The sequence below is a fragment of the Phenylobacterium kunshanense genome, assembly GCF_003254525.1.
GTDB classification, from domain to species: domain Bacteria; phylum Pseudomonadota; class Alphaproteobacteria; order Caulobacterales; family Caulobacteraceae; genus Phenylobacterium; species Phenylobacterium kunshanense.
In genome coordinates, this window is record NZ_QFYS01000005.1 from 317,858 (window position 1) to 332,613 (window position 14,756).

The 14,756-nt window shown below is 70.9% G+C and carries 13 protein-coding genes; 8 read left to right on the top strand and 5 right to left on the bottom strand.

Annotation, left to right across the window (positions count from 1 at the left end; translation table 11 throughout):
* Positions 1 to 27: 27 nt before the first annotated feature.
* The 4 genes from DJ019_RS13455 to DJ019_RS13470 are packed head-to-tail and all read left to right on the top strand — an operon-like array spanning position 28 to position 5,301.
* Positions 28 to 1,437 (top strand): M20/M25/M40 family metallo-hydrolase, encoded by a 1,410-nt coding sequence (locus DJ019_RS13455; RefSeq protein WP_111276542.1) that lies wholly within the window; start codon positions 28 to 30, stop codon positions 1,435 to 1,437.
* 29 nt (positions 1,438 to 1,466) lie between these two features.
* On the top strand, positions 1,467 to 3,281 hold the full coding sequence (locus tag DJ019_RS13460) for a DUF885 domain-containing protein (protein ID WP_111276543.1): 1,815 nt from the start codon (positions 1,467 to 1,469) through the stop codon (positions 3,279 to 3,281).
* A 55-nt stretch (positions 3,282 to 3,336) separates the two neighbouring features.
* The gene (locus DJ019_RS13465; protein WP_111276544.1) at positions 3,337 to 4,998 is read left to right on the top strand and encodes an MFS transporter; all 1,662 of its coding nucleotides are present in this window, start codon (positions 3,337 to 3,339) and stop codon (positions 4,996 to 4,998) included.
* Between the two features lie 9 nt (positions 4,999 to 5,007).
* A complete protein-coding gene (locus tag DJ019_RS13470) occupies positions 5,008 to 5,301 on the top strand; it encodes a DUF1905 domain-containing protein (RefSeq protein WP_111276545.1) in 294 nt (97 codons plus the stop codon).
* Here the strand turns inward: DJ019_RS13470 and DJ019_RS13475 are convergent.
* The 3 genes from DJ019_RS13475 to tkt all read right to left on the bottom strand — a co-directional run bounded on the left by DJ019_RS13475 (position 5,298) and on the right by tkt (position 9,838).
* Positions 5,298 to 6,560, bottom strand: coding sequence for a dipeptidase (locus DJ019_RS13475; RefSeq protein WP_240606479.1), 1,263 nt, complete (start codon positions 6,558 to 6,560; stop codon positions 5,298 to 5,300). The two genes, DJ019_RS13470 and DJ019_RS13475, sit on opposite strands and share 4 nt — an antisense overlap.
* Before the next feature lie 109 nt (positions 6,561 to 6,669).
* On the bottom strand, positions 6,670 to 7,866 hold the full coding sequence (gene purT, locus DJ019_RS13480) for a formate-dependent phosphoribosylglycinamide formyltransferase (protein ID WP_111276547.1): 1,197 nt from the start codon (positions 7,864 to 7,866) through the stop codon (positions 6,670 to 6,672).
* 4 nt (positions 7,867 to 7,870) lie between these two features.
* The gene (gene tkt / locus DJ019_RS13485; protein WP_111276548.1) at positions 7,871 to 9,838 is read right to left on the bottom strand and encodes a transketolase; all 1,968 of its coding nucleotides are present in this window, start codon (positions 9,836 to 9,838) and stop codon (positions 7,871 to 7,873) included.
* Between the two features lie 136 nt (positions 9,839 to 9,974).
* On the opposite strand from tkt, the gene DJ019_RS13490 reads away from it, so the two are divergent.
* The gene (locus tag DJ019_RS13490) at positions 9,975 to 10,250 is read left to right on the top strand and encodes a DUF4164 family protein (protein ID WP_111276549.1); all 276 of its coding nucleotides are present in this window, start codon (positions 9,975 to 9,977) and stop codon (positions 10,248 to 10,250) included.
* A gap of 1 nt (position 10,251) precedes the next feature.
* Positions 10,252 to 10,575 (top strand): cell division protein ZapA, encoded by a 324-nt coding sequence (locus DJ019_RS13495; protein ID WP_111276550.1) that lies wholly within the window; start codon positions 10,252 to 10,254, stop codon positions 10,573 to 10,575.
* Here DJ019_RS13495 and DJ019_RS13500 read toward each other — a convergent pair.
* Positions 10,572 to 11,603: a fatty acid desaturase family protein gene (locus tag DJ019_RS13500; RefSeq protein ID WP_111276551.1), complete on the bottom strand. Its 1,032-nt coding sequence runs from the start codon at positions 11,601 to 11,603 to the stop codon at positions 10,572 to 10,574. The genes DJ019_RS13495 and DJ019_RS13500 overlap by 4 nt on opposite strands.
* A 61-nt stretch (positions 11,604 to 11,664) precedes the next feature.
* Entirely contained in the window at positions 11,665 to 12,801 is a 1,137-nt protein-coding gene (locus DJ019_RS13505; protein ID WP_111276552.1) for a serine hydrolase domain-containing protein, read from the bottom strand.
* Positions 12,802 to 13,088: 287 nt separating this feature from the next.
* Here DJ019_RS13505 and DJ019_RS13510 point away from each other — a divergent pair, with 287 nt between their 5' ends.
* Together DJ019_RS13510 and DJ019_RS13515 are read left to right on the top strand one after the other, a co-directional pair.
* The gene (locus DJ019_RS13510) at positions 13,089 to 13,649 is read left to right on the top strand and encodes a 5-formyltetrahydrofolate cyclo-ligase (RefSeq protein ID WP_240606480.1); all 561 of its coding nucleotides are present in this window, start codon (positions 13,089 to 13,091) and stop codon (positions 13,647 to 13,649) included.
* Entirely contained in the window at positions 13,646 to 14,479 is an 834-nt protein-coding gene (locus DJ019_RS13515; RefSeq protein ID WP_111276553.1) for a TIGR00282 family metallophosphoesterase, read from the top strand. Before DJ019_RS13510 ends, DJ019_RS13515 begins: the two co-directional genes overlap by 4 nt.
* Positions 14,480 to 14,756 lie beyond the last annotated feature (277 nt).

Below are 14,756 nucleotides of genomic sequence, written 5' to 3' on the forward strand. Positions count from 1 at the left end.
GCGCTTCGTGCTTCGGGGGCTTTGGACATGCGCAGGATTGCGGCGGGACTGGTGGGGCTGGCGGCGCTGATGGGCGCAGGCGGCGCGATGGCGCAGGGGGCGCGGCCGGATCAGCTGGCGTTCCGCGAGATCTACAAGGAGCTGGTGGAGACCAACACCACGCTCTCGGCCGGAAGCTGCACCGAGGCGGCGGCGAAGATGGGGGCGCGGCTGAAGGCGGCCGGCTTCGCCGACGCCGACATCCACCTGCTGACCCCGGCCGACCATCCAAAGGAGGGCAGCCTCGTCGCGGTGCTGAAGGGCTCGAACCCGAAGGCGGGCGCGGTGCTGCTGCTGGGCCACCTGGACGTGGTGGAGGCGCGGCGCGAGGACTGGACGCGCGATCCGTTCGTGCTGGTCGAGGAGGACGGCTACTTCTATGGCCGTGGCACGGCCGACATGAAGGGGTTGGACGCCATCTGGGTCGACACCCTGATCCGGCTGAAGCAGGCCAAGACCCCGCCGAAGCGTACGCTGAAGATGGCCCTGACCTGCGGCGAGGAGACGGCCGAGGCGTTCAACGGCGCGAACTGGCACGTGCAGAACCACCGCGAGCTGATCGCGGCCGACTTCGTGCTGAACGAGGGTGGCGGCGGGCGGCTGAAGGCCGACGGGACACGCGACCTGCTGTCGGTGCAGGTGGGTGAGAAGGCGGCCCAGAACTACAAGCTGACCGTCACCAATCCGGGCGGGCATTCCTCGCGCCCCCGACCCGACAACGCGATCTACCAGCTCGCCGAGGCGCTGCTGAAGGTGCGGGCGCACGTCTTCCCGACGATGCTGACCGAGACGACGCGGATCGGCTTCGAGGCGCGGGCCAAGCACGATGATGCGGTGGGCCGGGCGCTGAAGCGGCTGCTGGCGGATCCCGCGGACCTGGAGGCGGCGCGGGTCGCCTCAACCGACGTCAACGTGAACTCGATCCTGCACACCAACTGCGTGACCACGCGCCTGGACGCCGGCCACGCCAACAACGCCCTGCCGCAGCGGGCGACGGCGGTGGTGAACTGCCGGATCATCCCCGGCGAGACCGTGGAGGGCACGCGCGAGACGCTGGAAAAGGTGATCGGCGATCCGCAGGTGAAGGTGGAGACCATCCCGCCCGTGCGGCCCATCGCCGTGTCGCCGCCGCTGGACCCCGCAGTCGTCGGACCAATGAGGGCTTTGGCAGAAAAGCACTTCCCTGGCGTGGCGCTGATCCCGTCTATGTCGTCCGGCGCCACCGACGGCCGCTACTTCGGTCCGGCGAAGATCCCCGTGTACGGCGTACCGGGCATTTTCGGGGATCCCGACGGCAACGGGGCGCACGGCCTGAACGAGCGCATCCGCGTGCGGTCGCTCTACGACGGCCGGGATTATCTCTTCGACCTCGTGAAGGTCTACGTCGGGGCGAAGTAGGCGTCCCGGCGTTCGGGTAGGGGACGACTATGGATCGCAGGCTTTTCCTCCAGGGCGTCGCCGGGACCGCCCTCGCCGCCGCCATGCCGGCCGCCGCGCTGGCCCAGCCGGCCGGCGAGGACGCCAGGCTTCGCAAGCTGCTGGACGCCTTCTGGGACGAGCTGATCGCCGAGAACCCGGAGGACGCCACGGCCCTCGGCCTCGACGTCGGCGCCAACGCCGGCCTGCGCCACCAGCTCAGCGACTATTCGTCGGCCGGCCGCGACGCGATGTTCGCCCGCGACAAGGCGCGGCTGGCGCGCCTGACGGCCATCGATCCCGCCAAGCTCTCCGACGCCGCGAAGATCGACTACGAGGTCGTGGCCTACCAGCTCGACCGTCAGGTGAAGGGCGGGGAACGCTTCCGCTTCGGCGAGGGGCCGTCGTCCAGCTTCTCGTACGCGCCGTACTCGCCCTACATCGTCAGCCAGCTGTCGGGGCCGTACCAGGCGCTGCCCGACTTCCTCGACACCAAGCACCCGGTGGCGAACGCCGCCGACGCCGACGCCTATCTGACGCGCCTCAAGCTGGCGGCCAAGGCCATCGACGACTCCACCGCCGCGCTGAAGGCCGACGCGGCGAAGGGCGTTCTGGCCCCGGACTTCCTGCTGGAGCAGGCCAGCGTCCAGCTCGCCAAGCTGGCGGCCTCGGACGGCCTCGTGACCAGCTTCGGCCGCAAGGCCGCGTCCGCGGGCCTCCCGGCCACCTGGCAGGAACGCGCCGCCGCGATCCTCGCCGCCGACTTCCGGCCCGCGGTGGAACGTCAGAAGGCGGCGGTGGACGCCCTGCGCGGGACGGCGACCGCCGATGCGGGCATCTGGAAGATCCCCGACGGGGAGGCGTTCTACGCCGGCGCGCTCGCCTACCAGACCACGACCGCCCTGAAGCCCGACGAAGTTCACGCCCTGGGTCTGGAGCAGGTGAAGGCGCTGACCGACCGGATCGACGGCCTGCTCCGCGCCGAGGGCCTGACCAGCGGCTCGGTCACCGAGCGGCTGGTTGCGCTGAACACCCGGCCCGACCAGCTCTTCCCTAACACCGACGCCGGCCGCGAGCAGGTGCTGGCCTACCTGCGCGGCCGCGTGGCCGACATCGAGGCGCGGCTGCCCAGGGCGTTCGCCACCATTCCCAACGCGCCGATCGAGATCGTCCGCGTGCCGGCGGCCATCGAGGACGGGGCCGCCAACGGCTACGCCCAGCCCGCCTCGCTGGACGGCAAGCGGCCGGGGCGGTTCTACATCAACCTGAAGGACACCGGCGAATGGCCGCGCTACGCGCTGCCCAGCCTGGCGTTCCACGAGGCCTATCCGGGGCACCTGTGGCAGGTGGCCGTCTCGCAGCAGTCCAAGGACATCCCGATGATCCGTCGGATGGGCGGGTTTTCGGCCTACGGCGAGGGTTGGGGCCTCTATGCCGAACAGCTTGGCGACGAGCTGGGCTGCTACGACGCCGACCCGCTGGGCCGGGTGGGCTATCTGCAGTCGATCCTGTTCCGCGCCGTCCGCCTCGTGGTGGACAGCGGCCTGCATGCCAAGCGCTGGAGCCGCGAGAAGGCCACGAACTACATGGTGGAGGCCACCGGCCGCCCGCGCGGCGGCATGCAGCGCGAGATCGACCGCTACTGCATCTGGCCGGGCCAGGCCTGCAGCTACAAGGTCGGCCACAACGAGTTCGTCCGGCTCCGCGAAGAGGCGCGCAGGCGCCAGGGCGAACGCTTCGACATCCGGCAGTTCCACGAGGTGCTGAAGGCGGGGTCGCTGCCGCTGGTGGTGCTGGAACGGGTGCTGAAGACGACACTGGTCTGACAACGGAGTTCCGCGCTAGACGGAACCCCGACAAGTCCTTGGGGAGACGAAACGAATGGCGGACACCGCCGCTGATGGCGCGCCCGAAAAGGAAGGCGCGTCGCTTCGGACCGTGGTCGCGGCCTCGTCGGCCGGCACGACCTTCGAATGGTACGACTTCTTCGTCTTCGGCAGCCTGACCGGCGTCATCTCCAAGACCTTCTTCACCGGCCTGCCCGAGACGGCGGGCCTGGCGGCGGCGCTGGCGCTGTTCGGGGCGGGCTTCCTGTTCCGGCCCCTGGGCGCGCTGGTGTTCGGCCGGATCGGCGACCGGGCGGGGCGCAAGGGCGCGTTCCTGGCCACGGTTCTGCTGATGGGCGGCGCCACCGTCGCGATCGGCCTGCTGCCCAGCTATACCCAGGCCGGCCTGATCGGCCCGGCGCTGCTGATCCTGATGCGGATCATCCAGGGGTTCGCCCTGGGCGGCGAGTACGGCGGGGCGGCAATCTATGTGGCCGAGCACGCGCCGTCGAACGGCCGGGGCTGGGCGACGAGCTGGATCCAGACCTCGGCGGCGTTCGGCCTGTTCGGCGCCCTGATCGTCATCCTGCTGACGCGGCTGGCGGTGGGCAACGAGGCGTTCGACGCCTGGGGCTGGCGGATCCCGTTCCTGTTCTCGGGCGTCCTGCTGGCGATCTCGATCTGGATGCGGCTGAAGCTGACCGAGAGCCCCGAGTTCGCGCGGCTCAAGGCCGAGGGCAACGAGACCAAGGCGCCGTTCCGCGAGGCCTTCGGCCACTGGCCGAACCTGAAGCTGGTGCTGATCTCGCTGGTCGGGATCATGTTCGCCCAAGGGGCGGTCTGGTACACGGCCTTCTTCTATGTGCAGACCTTCATCGAGCGGTTCCTGAAGGTCCCGCCCGAGACCCTGAACACCCTGATGCTGTCGGCGGTGGCGGCGAGCGCGCCGCTCTACGTGCTGTTCGGCTGGCTGTCGGACCGGGTCGGACGCAAGGCGGTGATGCTGTTCGGCATGACCCTGATGCTGGTGGCCTACTTCCCCGGCTTCCACATGCTGTCGCAGACCCTGAACCCGGCCCTGGCCGAGGCGGAGGCGAAGACGCCGGTGGTGGTGATCGCCGATCCGGCGAGCTGCACGCTGCAGTTCGATCCGGTGGGCAAGGCCTCGTTCGTCTCGGCCTGCGACATCGCCAAGTCGACCCTGGCGAACGCGGGGGTCTCATACCGCAACGAAGCCGCTGCGCCGGGCAGCCCGACGCTGGTGCGCATCGGCGCCCAGACCATCCCGTCGACCGGCGCCGAAGGCCTGTCGCCCGACGTCGCAAAGGCGGTGAAGGCCAGCGTCGAAAGCCGCCTCAAGACGGGGCTGGCCCAGGCCGGCTATCCGGCCAAGGCGGACCCCGCGCGGATGAACCTGTGGGGCGCGTTCGGCGTGCTGCTGGTCTTCACCATCGCGGCGACGGCGCTGTACGGGCCGATCGCGGCCAGCCTGGTGGAGCTGTTCCCGACCCGGGTGCGCTACACGGCCATGTCGCTGCCTTACCACATCGGCACCGGCTGGGTGGGGGGCTTCGTGCCGTTCACCGCCTTCGCCATCGTCACGGCGACGGGCAATCTCTACGCCGGCCTCTGGTATCCCTTCGCCTTCACCGCGATCTCGGTGCTGGTGTGCCTGGCCCTGGTGCCGGAGACCAAGGGCAAGCCGCTGAACACCTGAGGGCGCGCCGTGCGCTATGAGGTGGAAGGCGAGGTCTGGGCCTCGGGCGGGCCGGGCGGCTGGTGCTTCCTGACCCTGCCTCAGGACCTGACCGAGGGGCTGAGGGCCATGCGCGGTCCGAACGTCGTCGCGTTCGGCTCCATGCGGATCGAGGCCACCCTCGGCGGGACGACCTGGCGGACCTCGCTGTTCCCGGACACCTCGCGCGGCGCCTTCCTGTTGCCGCTGAAGGCCGACGTGCGCCGGCGCGAACGGATCGCGCCGGGCGACAGGGTGCAGGTGGCCCTCGAGGTGCTGCTCTAGCGGCCGCCGCCGTCCAGCTCGGCCAAGGTGGCGTTGGACGGCGGGGTGGTGGCCTGGAGCTTCTTGGCCACCGCCTCGGCCTCCTTAAGGGCGCGCAGGACGTTGCCGCCCGCGAGGCCGGCGAGCTCGGCGTCGCTCCAGCCCCGTCGTGCCATCTCGGCCAGCAGGGCGGGGTACTTGTCGACGCCTTCCAGGCCCTCGGGCGTCTCGGGGATGCCGTCGAAGTCGGAGCCCAGGCCGACGCAGTCGCGGCCGCAGACCTTGGCGATATGGTCCACGTGGTCGGCGACCATGGCGAGGGTCACGCGCGGCTTCGGGTGGGCCTTCTCCCATTCGGCGAGGGCGGCCTTGGCCTTCTCGGGCTGGCCGATGTAGAGGCCGCCGAAAGGCGGGGCGTTGTAGCGGGCCTGCTCGGCCGAGCGGTCGGAGGCCCAGACCGCGCGCTCGCGCGAGACGTAGTTCACCGCGAAGTTCACCATCACCACGCCGCGGTTCTTCTTCACCATCGCCAGGACGTCGTCGGGGACGTTGCGGGCATGCTCGGCGACGCCCGAGGCGCCGGAGTGGGAGAAGATGATCGGCGCCTGGCTGACCTCCAGGGCGTCCCGCATGGTGTCGGCCGAGACGTGGCTGAGGTCGACCAGCATCCCCATGCGGTTCATCTCGGCCACCACCTGTTTGCCGAAGGCGGTGAGGCCGCCGTGCTGCGGGTTGGCGGTGGCGCTGTCGGCCCAGCGGGTGTTGAGCGAGTGGGTCAGGGTCATGTAGCGCGCGCCGGCGTCGTACATCTGGCGCAGCACCGGCAGGCTCTCGTTGACCTGGTGGCCGCCCTCGATGCCGACCAGGGAGGCGATCTTGCCGGCCTTGTGGATGCGCACGACGTCGTCCGCCGTGTAGGCCATCTCGAAGACGTCGGGGTAGCGGACCGCCAGGCCCTTCACGATGTCGATCTGCTCGAGGGTCGTCTGGACGGCGATGGGGCCGTTGTAGCTGGCGGGGATGTAGACCGACCAGAACTGGCCGCCCACCCGGCCGGCGCGCAGGCGTGGGATGTCGGTCATCAGGCCCGGCTCGCCGGGAGCGGACAGGGCGGTGGTGTCCTTGGAGAGGTCCAGCTTCTCCGGATGGTGGCCGAAGCGCTGGCGAGCGGCCCAGGGGACGTCATTGTGGCCGTCGATGAGCGGGGTCTTGGCCAGCACCTTGTCGATGCGCGCGGCCAGTTTCGGGTCGGCCGGCTGGGCGTTTGCCGCTCCAGCCAAGAGAACCGCCGCCAGACCCACAGCTATAGACACGCGCATCGAACGCTCCCCGAAGAACTTGAGGGCGCGATGCGGCCCGGCGCCGCCGCGCCTGTCAAGACGGGAGCGGTCAGCGGGCGACCGGTCGCACCTTGCTGGCGGCTTCGCGGGCACGTTCGCGGGCGATCTCCACATCGGCGCCGCGGGCGAGGGCGACGCCCATGCGCCGGCGTTCGAAGCTCTCGGGCTTGCCGAACAGGCGCAGGTCGGCGCCCGGAACGGCCAGGGCCTCGTCGACGCCCTCGAAGGCGACGCCCCTGGCCTCCATGCCGCCATAGATCACCGCGCTGGCGCCCACGTCGCGCTGGGCGACATCGACCGGCAGGCCGAGGATGGCGCGGGCGTGCAGGGCGAACTCGCTCTGGAGCTGGGTGACCAGGGTCACGAGACCGGTGTCGTGCGGGCGCGGGCTGACCTCGGAGAACCAGACCTCGTCGCCCTTCACGAACAGCTCGACGCCGAAGATGCCCAGGCCGCCGAGGGCGCCCGTCACCTTCGCGGCGATGTCGCGGGCGGCGCTGAGGGCCGGGGCGCTCATGGCCTGGGGCTGCCAGCTTTCGACGTAGTCGCCCTTGACCTGACGGTGCCCGATGGGGGCGCAGAAGCTGGTCTCGACCTGTCCGTCCCGCATCGCGCGGACGGTGAGCTGGGTGATCTCGAAGTCGAAGTCCACGCGGCCCTCGACGATCACCCGCGGCTGCTCGACCCGGCCGCCCTCCAGGGCGTAGCGCCAGGCGGCGGCGATCTGGTCGGGCGTCTCGACGTAGGACTGGCCCTTGCCCGAACTGCTCATCACCGGCTTCACGAAGCAGGGGAAGCCGGTGACCTCGGCCGCCGCCTTGGCCAGCTCGGCCTCGGACGAGGCGAAGGCGTAGGCGCTGGTGGGCAGGCCCAGCTCCTCGGCGGCGAGGCGGCGGATGCCCTCGCGGTTCATGGTGAGCTGGGCGGCGCGGGCGGTGGGGATGACGGTGGCCAGGCCGTCCGCCTGGATCCGCGCCAGCTCGTCGGTGGCGATGGCCTCGATCTCGGGCACGATCAGGTGCGGCTTCTCGGCCTCGACCAGGGCGCGGAGGGCCGCCGCGTCGGTCATGGCGATCACGTGGCTGCGGTGCGCGACCTGCATGGCCGGGGCGCCGTCGTAGCGGTCGACGGCGACGACCTCGCAGCCGAGGCGCTGCAGCTCGATCACCACCTCCTTGCCGAGCTCGCCCGAGCCCAGCAGCATGACCCGGACGGCGGTGGGCGAGTTGGGGGTGCCGAGGCGCACGGCGCTACAGCTTCGCCTTGGCCGCGGCGACCACCGCTTCCGCCGTGATGCCGAAGTGCTGGTAGAGCACCTTGTCGGGCGCGCTGGCGCCGAAGCCGGTCATGCCGACGAATGCGCCGTCCGAGCCGATGAAGCGGTCCCAGCCCTGGCGCACGCCGGCCTCGATGGCGATACGCACGGGCGTCTCGCCGATCAGGGCTTCCTGGTAGTCCGTCGGCTGGGCCTCGAAGAGTTCGAAGCAGGGGACCGAGACCACGCGGGCGCCAATGCCGTCGGCCTCGAGCTGGTCGCGGGCGGCCAGGGCGACGGGAACCTCGGTGCCGGTGGCGAAGATCGTCACCTGGGCCGGATGGCCCGCGCCGACGAGCTGGTAGGCGCCGCGGGCACAGCGGTTCTCGCCGGCGTCGGTGCGCACGGCGGCGGTCTTCTGGCGGCTGAGAGCCATGACCGACGGGGTGCGCTTGGCTTTCAGGGCCAGCTTCCAGCATTCCGCCGTCTCGATGGCGTCGGCCGGGCGGAAGACGTTGAGGTTCGGCATGGCGCGCAGGGAGGCCAGGTGCTCCACCGGCTGGTGGGTCGGGCCGTCCTCGCCGAGACCGATGGAGTCGTGGGTGCCAACGTGCACGACGCGAACGCCCATCAGCGCCGCGAGGCGGATGGCGGGGCGGGCGTAGTCCGAGAACACCAGGAAGGTGCCGCCGTAGGGGATCACGCCGCCGTGCAGCGCCATGCCGTTCATGGCCGCGGCCATGCCGAACTCGCGCACGCCGTAGTTCACGTAGCGGCCGGCGTAGTCGGGGCCGTCGAACACCTGGGTGTTCTTGACGTAGGTGTTGTTGGAGCCGGTGAGGTCGGCCGAGCCGCCGACCAGTTCCGGGACCTGGCCGAACACCTGCTCCAGCACCGCGCCCGAATGCTGGCGGGTGGCGGCGGCGGGCTTGTCGGCGGCGGCCTTGGCGATGAAGGCGTCCAGAGTCTCGAAGGCGTGCTTGGGCAGGTCGCCGGCCATGGCGCGTTCGAATTCGGCCTTGAGCGGCGAGGCGTCGAGGCGGGCCTGCCAGGCCTTGCGGTCCTTGGCGCCGCGCTTGCCGGCCTTGCGCCAGGGCTTCAGCGCCTCGTCGGGCAGGGTGAAGGCCTCGTGCGTCCAGCCCAGAGCCTCGCGGGTCTTGACGATCTCGTCCTTGCCCAGGGCCTTGCCGTGGACGTCGTGGGTGCCCTGGAAGGTCGGCGAGCCCTTGCCGATGATGGTCTTGCAGGCGATCAGCGACGGCTTGTCCTGCTTGAGAGCCCAGGCGAGCGCCTTCTTGATGTCCTTCTCGTCGTGGCCGTCGATGCGCTTGGTCGCCCAGCCGGCGGCCTTGAAGCGCGCGATCTGGTCGGTGGCGTCCGAGATGCCGACGTGGCCGTCGATGGTGATGTCGTTGTCGTCCCAGAGGACGGTGAGGCGGTTCAGCTTCAGGCGGCCGGCGAGGCTGATGGCCTCGTGGCTGATGCCCTCCATGAGGCAGCCGTCGCCGGCGATGACCCAGGTGCGGTGGTCGACGAGATCCTTGCCGAAGCGGGCGGCGAGGCTGCGCTCGGCCATGGCCATGCCGACGGCGGTGGCGAGGCCCTGGCCGAGGGGGCCGGTGGTGGTCTCGACGCCGGGGGTGTGGCCCCACTCGGGATGGCCGGCGGTGTTGGAGCCGAGCTGGCGGAAGTTGCGCAGGCTGTCCATCGTGACGGCCTTCACGCCGGTCAGGTGCAGCAGGCTGTAGAGCAGCATCGAGCCGTGGCCGGCCGACAGGACGAAGCGGTCGCGGTCGGCCCAGTCGGTGGCGCCGGCGTCGTACTTCATGAACTTCGACCAGAGGACGGTGGCGACGTCGGCCATGCCCATCGGCATGCCGGGGTGCCCGGAGTTCGCCGCCTCGACGGCGTCCATCGAAAGCACGCGGATGGCGTCGGCCATGAGCTGGGTGGGAGCAGGCATCTGGGCGTCGAGTCTCTTCTGGCGAGGAATTGGCGGCGGCCTCGCACGCGGGGGCGGGCGGGTCAAGAAACCGCCCCGATTTCCCGAGACTCACACGAGGGGGTTATAGAGGGGCCGACGGCCATCGGAGGATCGGATGAACCCCGGCGAGAGCGCCCTGGACGCAGCGGCCAAGCGGCTGGAGAACGCCCTCCACGTGCTGGAGCAGCGCCTGGCGCAGCGTGCGAAGCAGGCCGGCGCCGAGGCGGGCGATCTGTTCGACGACGACCGCGCCCGGCTGGCTGAGGAGCTCGACGCCTCCCGCGCCCGCGAACGCGAGCTGGAAGAGGCCGGGGCGCAGGCCTCTGCGGCGCTGGGTCGCGCCATCGACGAGATCAAGGCGGCCCTCAACGGCCAGGCGCAGGAGGTCTGACATGGCCCAGGTGAACGTCGAGGTGAACGGCCGCCCCTATGCGGTCGGCTGCGAGGACGGGCAGGAGGCGCACCTGATGGAGATCGCCAAGCTGTTCGACCACCAGGTCCGGCAGGTGTCCCAGGACATGGGCCAGCTCGGCGACACGCGCCTGTTCCTGATGGGCGCGCTGCTGCTGGCGGACGAGCTCTACGACGCGAAGAACCGACTGGGCGCCATGCAGGCCGAGATCACCCGTCTGCAGGCCGAGCGGTCGCGGGTGGAGACGAGGGCGGTGAATGCTCTGGAGAGCGCGGCGGCGCGGATCGAGAAGCTGGCGGTCTAGCGCCGCCCCATCCGGCCCCACAGGCGGCCGAGGGCGGGGAACAGCTCGCTCTGCTCCACCGAGCGGTAGACGTGGTCCTGGGGCAGGGCCTGGACCAGCCGCCGGTGGGCCTCACCGAGATTGTGATACGGCAGGCGCGGCATCAGGTGGTGCAGGGCGTGATAGCGCAGGCCCACGGGCGCCCACAGGAACGGCAGCAGCGCCGGCGGCGGCACGTTCACCGTGTCGCGGAACTGGTCCAGCGGGGCCATCTGGCCGCCCTCGTTCTCCCAGTAGTGGGCGACGGCGGTGCGGAGCTGGTTCAGGAAGGTCATGATCCCGAAGATCGCGCCGGCGATCAGCACCACCTTCAGCGGAAGGCGGCCGGTCGCGACGAGGCCGACCAGGGTCCAGCTCCATAGCCAGCAGGCGATCTCCTGGGCGAGCCAGGCCGGGCTGCGGGCGCGGTCGAAGTCGTCGCGGGCGAAGCCGGGGTTGATGACCATGCCGGAGGTGCGGGCGATGACGAACCGGCGCAGCGGCGGGATCAGGAAGCTGAGCGGCGCCAGGATGCCGAAGCGGATCAGCACGCCGACGGGCGCCAGCAGGGCGATGCCGAGGAACACCAGCAGCTCCTGCGGCGGACGGTGCGCCAGCGGATGGTACTCGGGGTCGCGGGCGGTGCCGTAGCGGTCCTTGGCGTGGTGCAGGATGTGCACGCCCTCGTACAGCAGCGACGGCGTCAGCCACGGCACGCCGATCAGGAGGTTCCACGCCAGGTGGAAGCCCGGCACGTCGTCCGTCCTGAGGTGGGTCAGCTCGTGGATGAAGCTGATGCCGCGGTAGAGGGCGAAGACGCAGACCATCGCGGCCGTCAGCGCCCAGGCCGGCGAGGCGGTGACGGCGATCCAGAGGCTGAGCCAAGTGACCGTCGCGGTGACGGCGAGGTCCAGCCAGTAGATGCGCGGGTTGGCGCGCGCCAGGTCCCGGGCCAGGTCGTTGGCCTGGCGGGCGAGGCTGATCTCGGCGGTGGTGGTCTCGGCGGTCACGGTGGCGAGCCTTTAAGACGTGAATGCCGCGGTCCCAAGCCCAATTCGCCGAACTGCCACGTCATGCCGCGTAGGCGGCGCGCTCCATGGCGTCGAACGTCTCCAGGATGCGCGGATCGGCGAAGGGCAGCACCTGGGCGAACAGGGCGCCGGCGACGCCGCTCTGCGGGTCGGCCCAATAGTAGCAGTTGGCGATGCCCGCCCAGGCGAGGCTGCCGGCCCGGCGGGCGCCCGGCAGGTCGGCGAGGTTCTGCAGGAAGCCCAGCGTCCAGCCCTTTTCCATGCCGGGCAGGATCCGGAAGTCGTGGCTCATCTGCGGGATGACGCTCTCAAGGTCGCCGACGGTCGGGCCAGTGACGTGGGGGGTGGCGAGGTGCGCCAGGGTGGCCGGCGAGAAGATCCCCGCGCCGCCGTCGAGGATCGCGCGCAGGAAGCGCAGGTAGTCGGTGGGCGTGGAGACCAGGCCGCCCCCGCCGCGCAGGCCGGGCGGCATCGGCGGGATCGGGTCCAGCGGCACGAAGGCGCCGTCCGGCAGGCGGGCATGCAGGCCGGCCCGGCGGGCGTTCTGGTCGGCGGTGGGATCGAAGGTGGTGTCGGCCATGCCGAGGGGGCCGAAGATCGTCGCCTGCATGTGCTCGGCGAGCGGGACGCCGGCGGCGGCCTCCACGAGCTGGCCGGCGGCGTCGATGCCGACACCGTAGCGCCAGTCCTCGCCCGGCTCGAAGACGAGGGGGAAACCGTGGGCGCCGGCGGTGACGAGCGAGAGCCCCTTGGCGCCGAGGTACTGCAGCGTCTCGGCGCTGTTGAAGTCGTAGGCGAGGCCCGAGGTGTGGCTGAGCAGCATGCGCAGGGTCACGGCCGTGCGCGGCGGCCGCAGGCGCGGCGCGCCGGCCGCGTCGAAGCCTTCCAGCACCTGGAGGTCGGCAAAATGGGGCAGGAGCTCGCCGATCGGCGCATCGAGGTCGAGGCGGCCCTGGGCCACCAGCTCCAGCGCGGCGGCCGAGACCAGGGCCTTGGTGCACGAGGCGATCCAGAACACCGTGTCGGGCGCGATCGGCGCAGGATCGGCGACCCCGCAGGCGCCGGCCACGAAGGCTTGGGTCGACCCGTCCGGCAGGGTGATGGCCGCCGAAAGGCCCGGCGCGACGCCGCCCGCGAGCGCGCGCTCCAGCAAGCCCTGGATGTCCGATACGCTCATACGTCTATCCCCTCCGGATCGCGCGCGACTTGAGCCCGTCGCGTCTCGTCACTACCTTATGCCTCGGCGGGTCCTGCTGCGGCTCTCGTCGAAGGCGACAATATTCCAGCGACCTTAATTCACTCATAGGGAGCTGTCCCTGCCGGGGATCGTGGTCCTCGGCACTACGGCGCCCACCTGGTCTATCCAGGTCGAGGGAATTGAACTGACCTTCACGGCTCTACGCGGCGCCGCCACCCTTTCCGCTCCCATTTCCCGGAAGGGGCCGGGCCCGCTATAGGGCGGGCGTGAGCTCCAAGATCCTTCTCCGCACCAAGATGCGCGCCGTCCGCCGCCGGCTGGCCGCAGAGCAGCCCGACGCGGCCGCGCGGCTGGATGCGAACCTGCCTCGCGACGGGCTTCCGTCGGTGACGGCCTACAGCCTCTACCACCCCATGGGCGCGGAGCTGGATCCCAGCGGCGTCCGGCTGGGCGATGCGGCGGTGGCGCTGCCCGTGGCGATCGCCCGGGACGCGCCGCTGGTCTTTCGCCTGCGTCGCGACGGCGAGCTGATGGTGACCGACGCCTTCGGAATCCCGGGCCCCTCGGCCAAGGCGCCCGAGGTTGACCCGGACGTGGTCTTCACGCCGGTGCTGGCCTTCGACCGTCGCGGCGGGCGGCTGGGCCAGGGCGCCGGCTGCTACGACCGTACGATCGAGGCGTTGCGGCGGCGGAAGCCTGTGTTCGTGGTCGGCGTGGCCTACGCCGGCCAGGAGCTGCCCGAGGTCCCGATGGAGCCGCACGACCAGCGGCTGGACGCGATTCTCACCGAGACGGACTTCATCGTGGTCGGTAAGGAAGGCCGATGAAATTCGCCTTCTTTGGAGACGTGGTCGGCCGGTCGGGCCGCGAGGGTCTGGCCGAGCACCTGCCGCGCCTGCGCCGCCAGCTCGACCTCGAGTTCGTGATCGTCAACGCCGAGAACGCCGCCGCCGGCTTCGGCATCACCGAGAGCACGGCCAACGAGCTGTTCGACGCCGGCGCCGACTGCCTGACCCTGGGCAACCACTCCTGGGACCAGAAGGAGGCGCTGACCTACATCGTGCGCGAGCCGCGGCTGATCCGGCCGCTGAACTATCCGGCCTTCGCCGCCGCGCCGGGCCGGGGCGCGCAGCTCTTCGACACGCCCTCGGGCAAGCGGATCCTGGTGGTGAACCTGCTGGGCCGGGTGTTCATGGACGCCCTCGACGACCCCTTCGCCGCCGTCGACAAGGAGCTGGAGGCCTGCCCGCTGGGCGCCGTGGCCGATGCGGTGGTGGTGGACATCCACGCCGAGGCGACCTCGGAGAAGATGGCCATGGGCCACTTCTGCGACGGGCGCGCCAGCCTGGTGGTGGGCACCCACAGCCACGTGCCGACGGCCGACGCCCAGGTGCTGCCGGGCGGCACGGCCTATCAGACCGACGCCGGCGCCTGCGCGGACTACGACAGCGTGATCGGCAACCAGAAGGAAGAGCCGCTGCGGCGGTTCACCACCCGCATCTCGGGCGGCCGCTACAAGCCCGCCGAGGGGCCGGCGACGGTGTGCGGGGTGTTCGTCGAGACCGACCCGGCCAGCGGCCTCGCCCGCCGGATCGAACCCATCCGCATCGGCGGACGGCTGAAGCAGACGGTGCCGTCGCTGGAGACGACGGCGTAGGGGGCGTTTGGGCGCGCCGTCATTTGGGCAACCTACTCAGCTCCCGAACGTCGCAACGGGCCGAAGGGAGGGCTTCGCGTCCCAAGCCCAAAGCAGGCTTTGCGGAGAACAGAGCGGCGAATGCGTTCGCGCCATCTACCTCCCCCGCGAAGCGGCGGGAGCAACCATGTTTCAGGTGGCCGGGTGAGCGAGCCAGGGTTGGCCGCGGCTGAGGATGAGGTTGGCGGCTTCGATGAGCTTTCGCATGACGGCGACGGTGACGAGCTTGCGGGCCTTG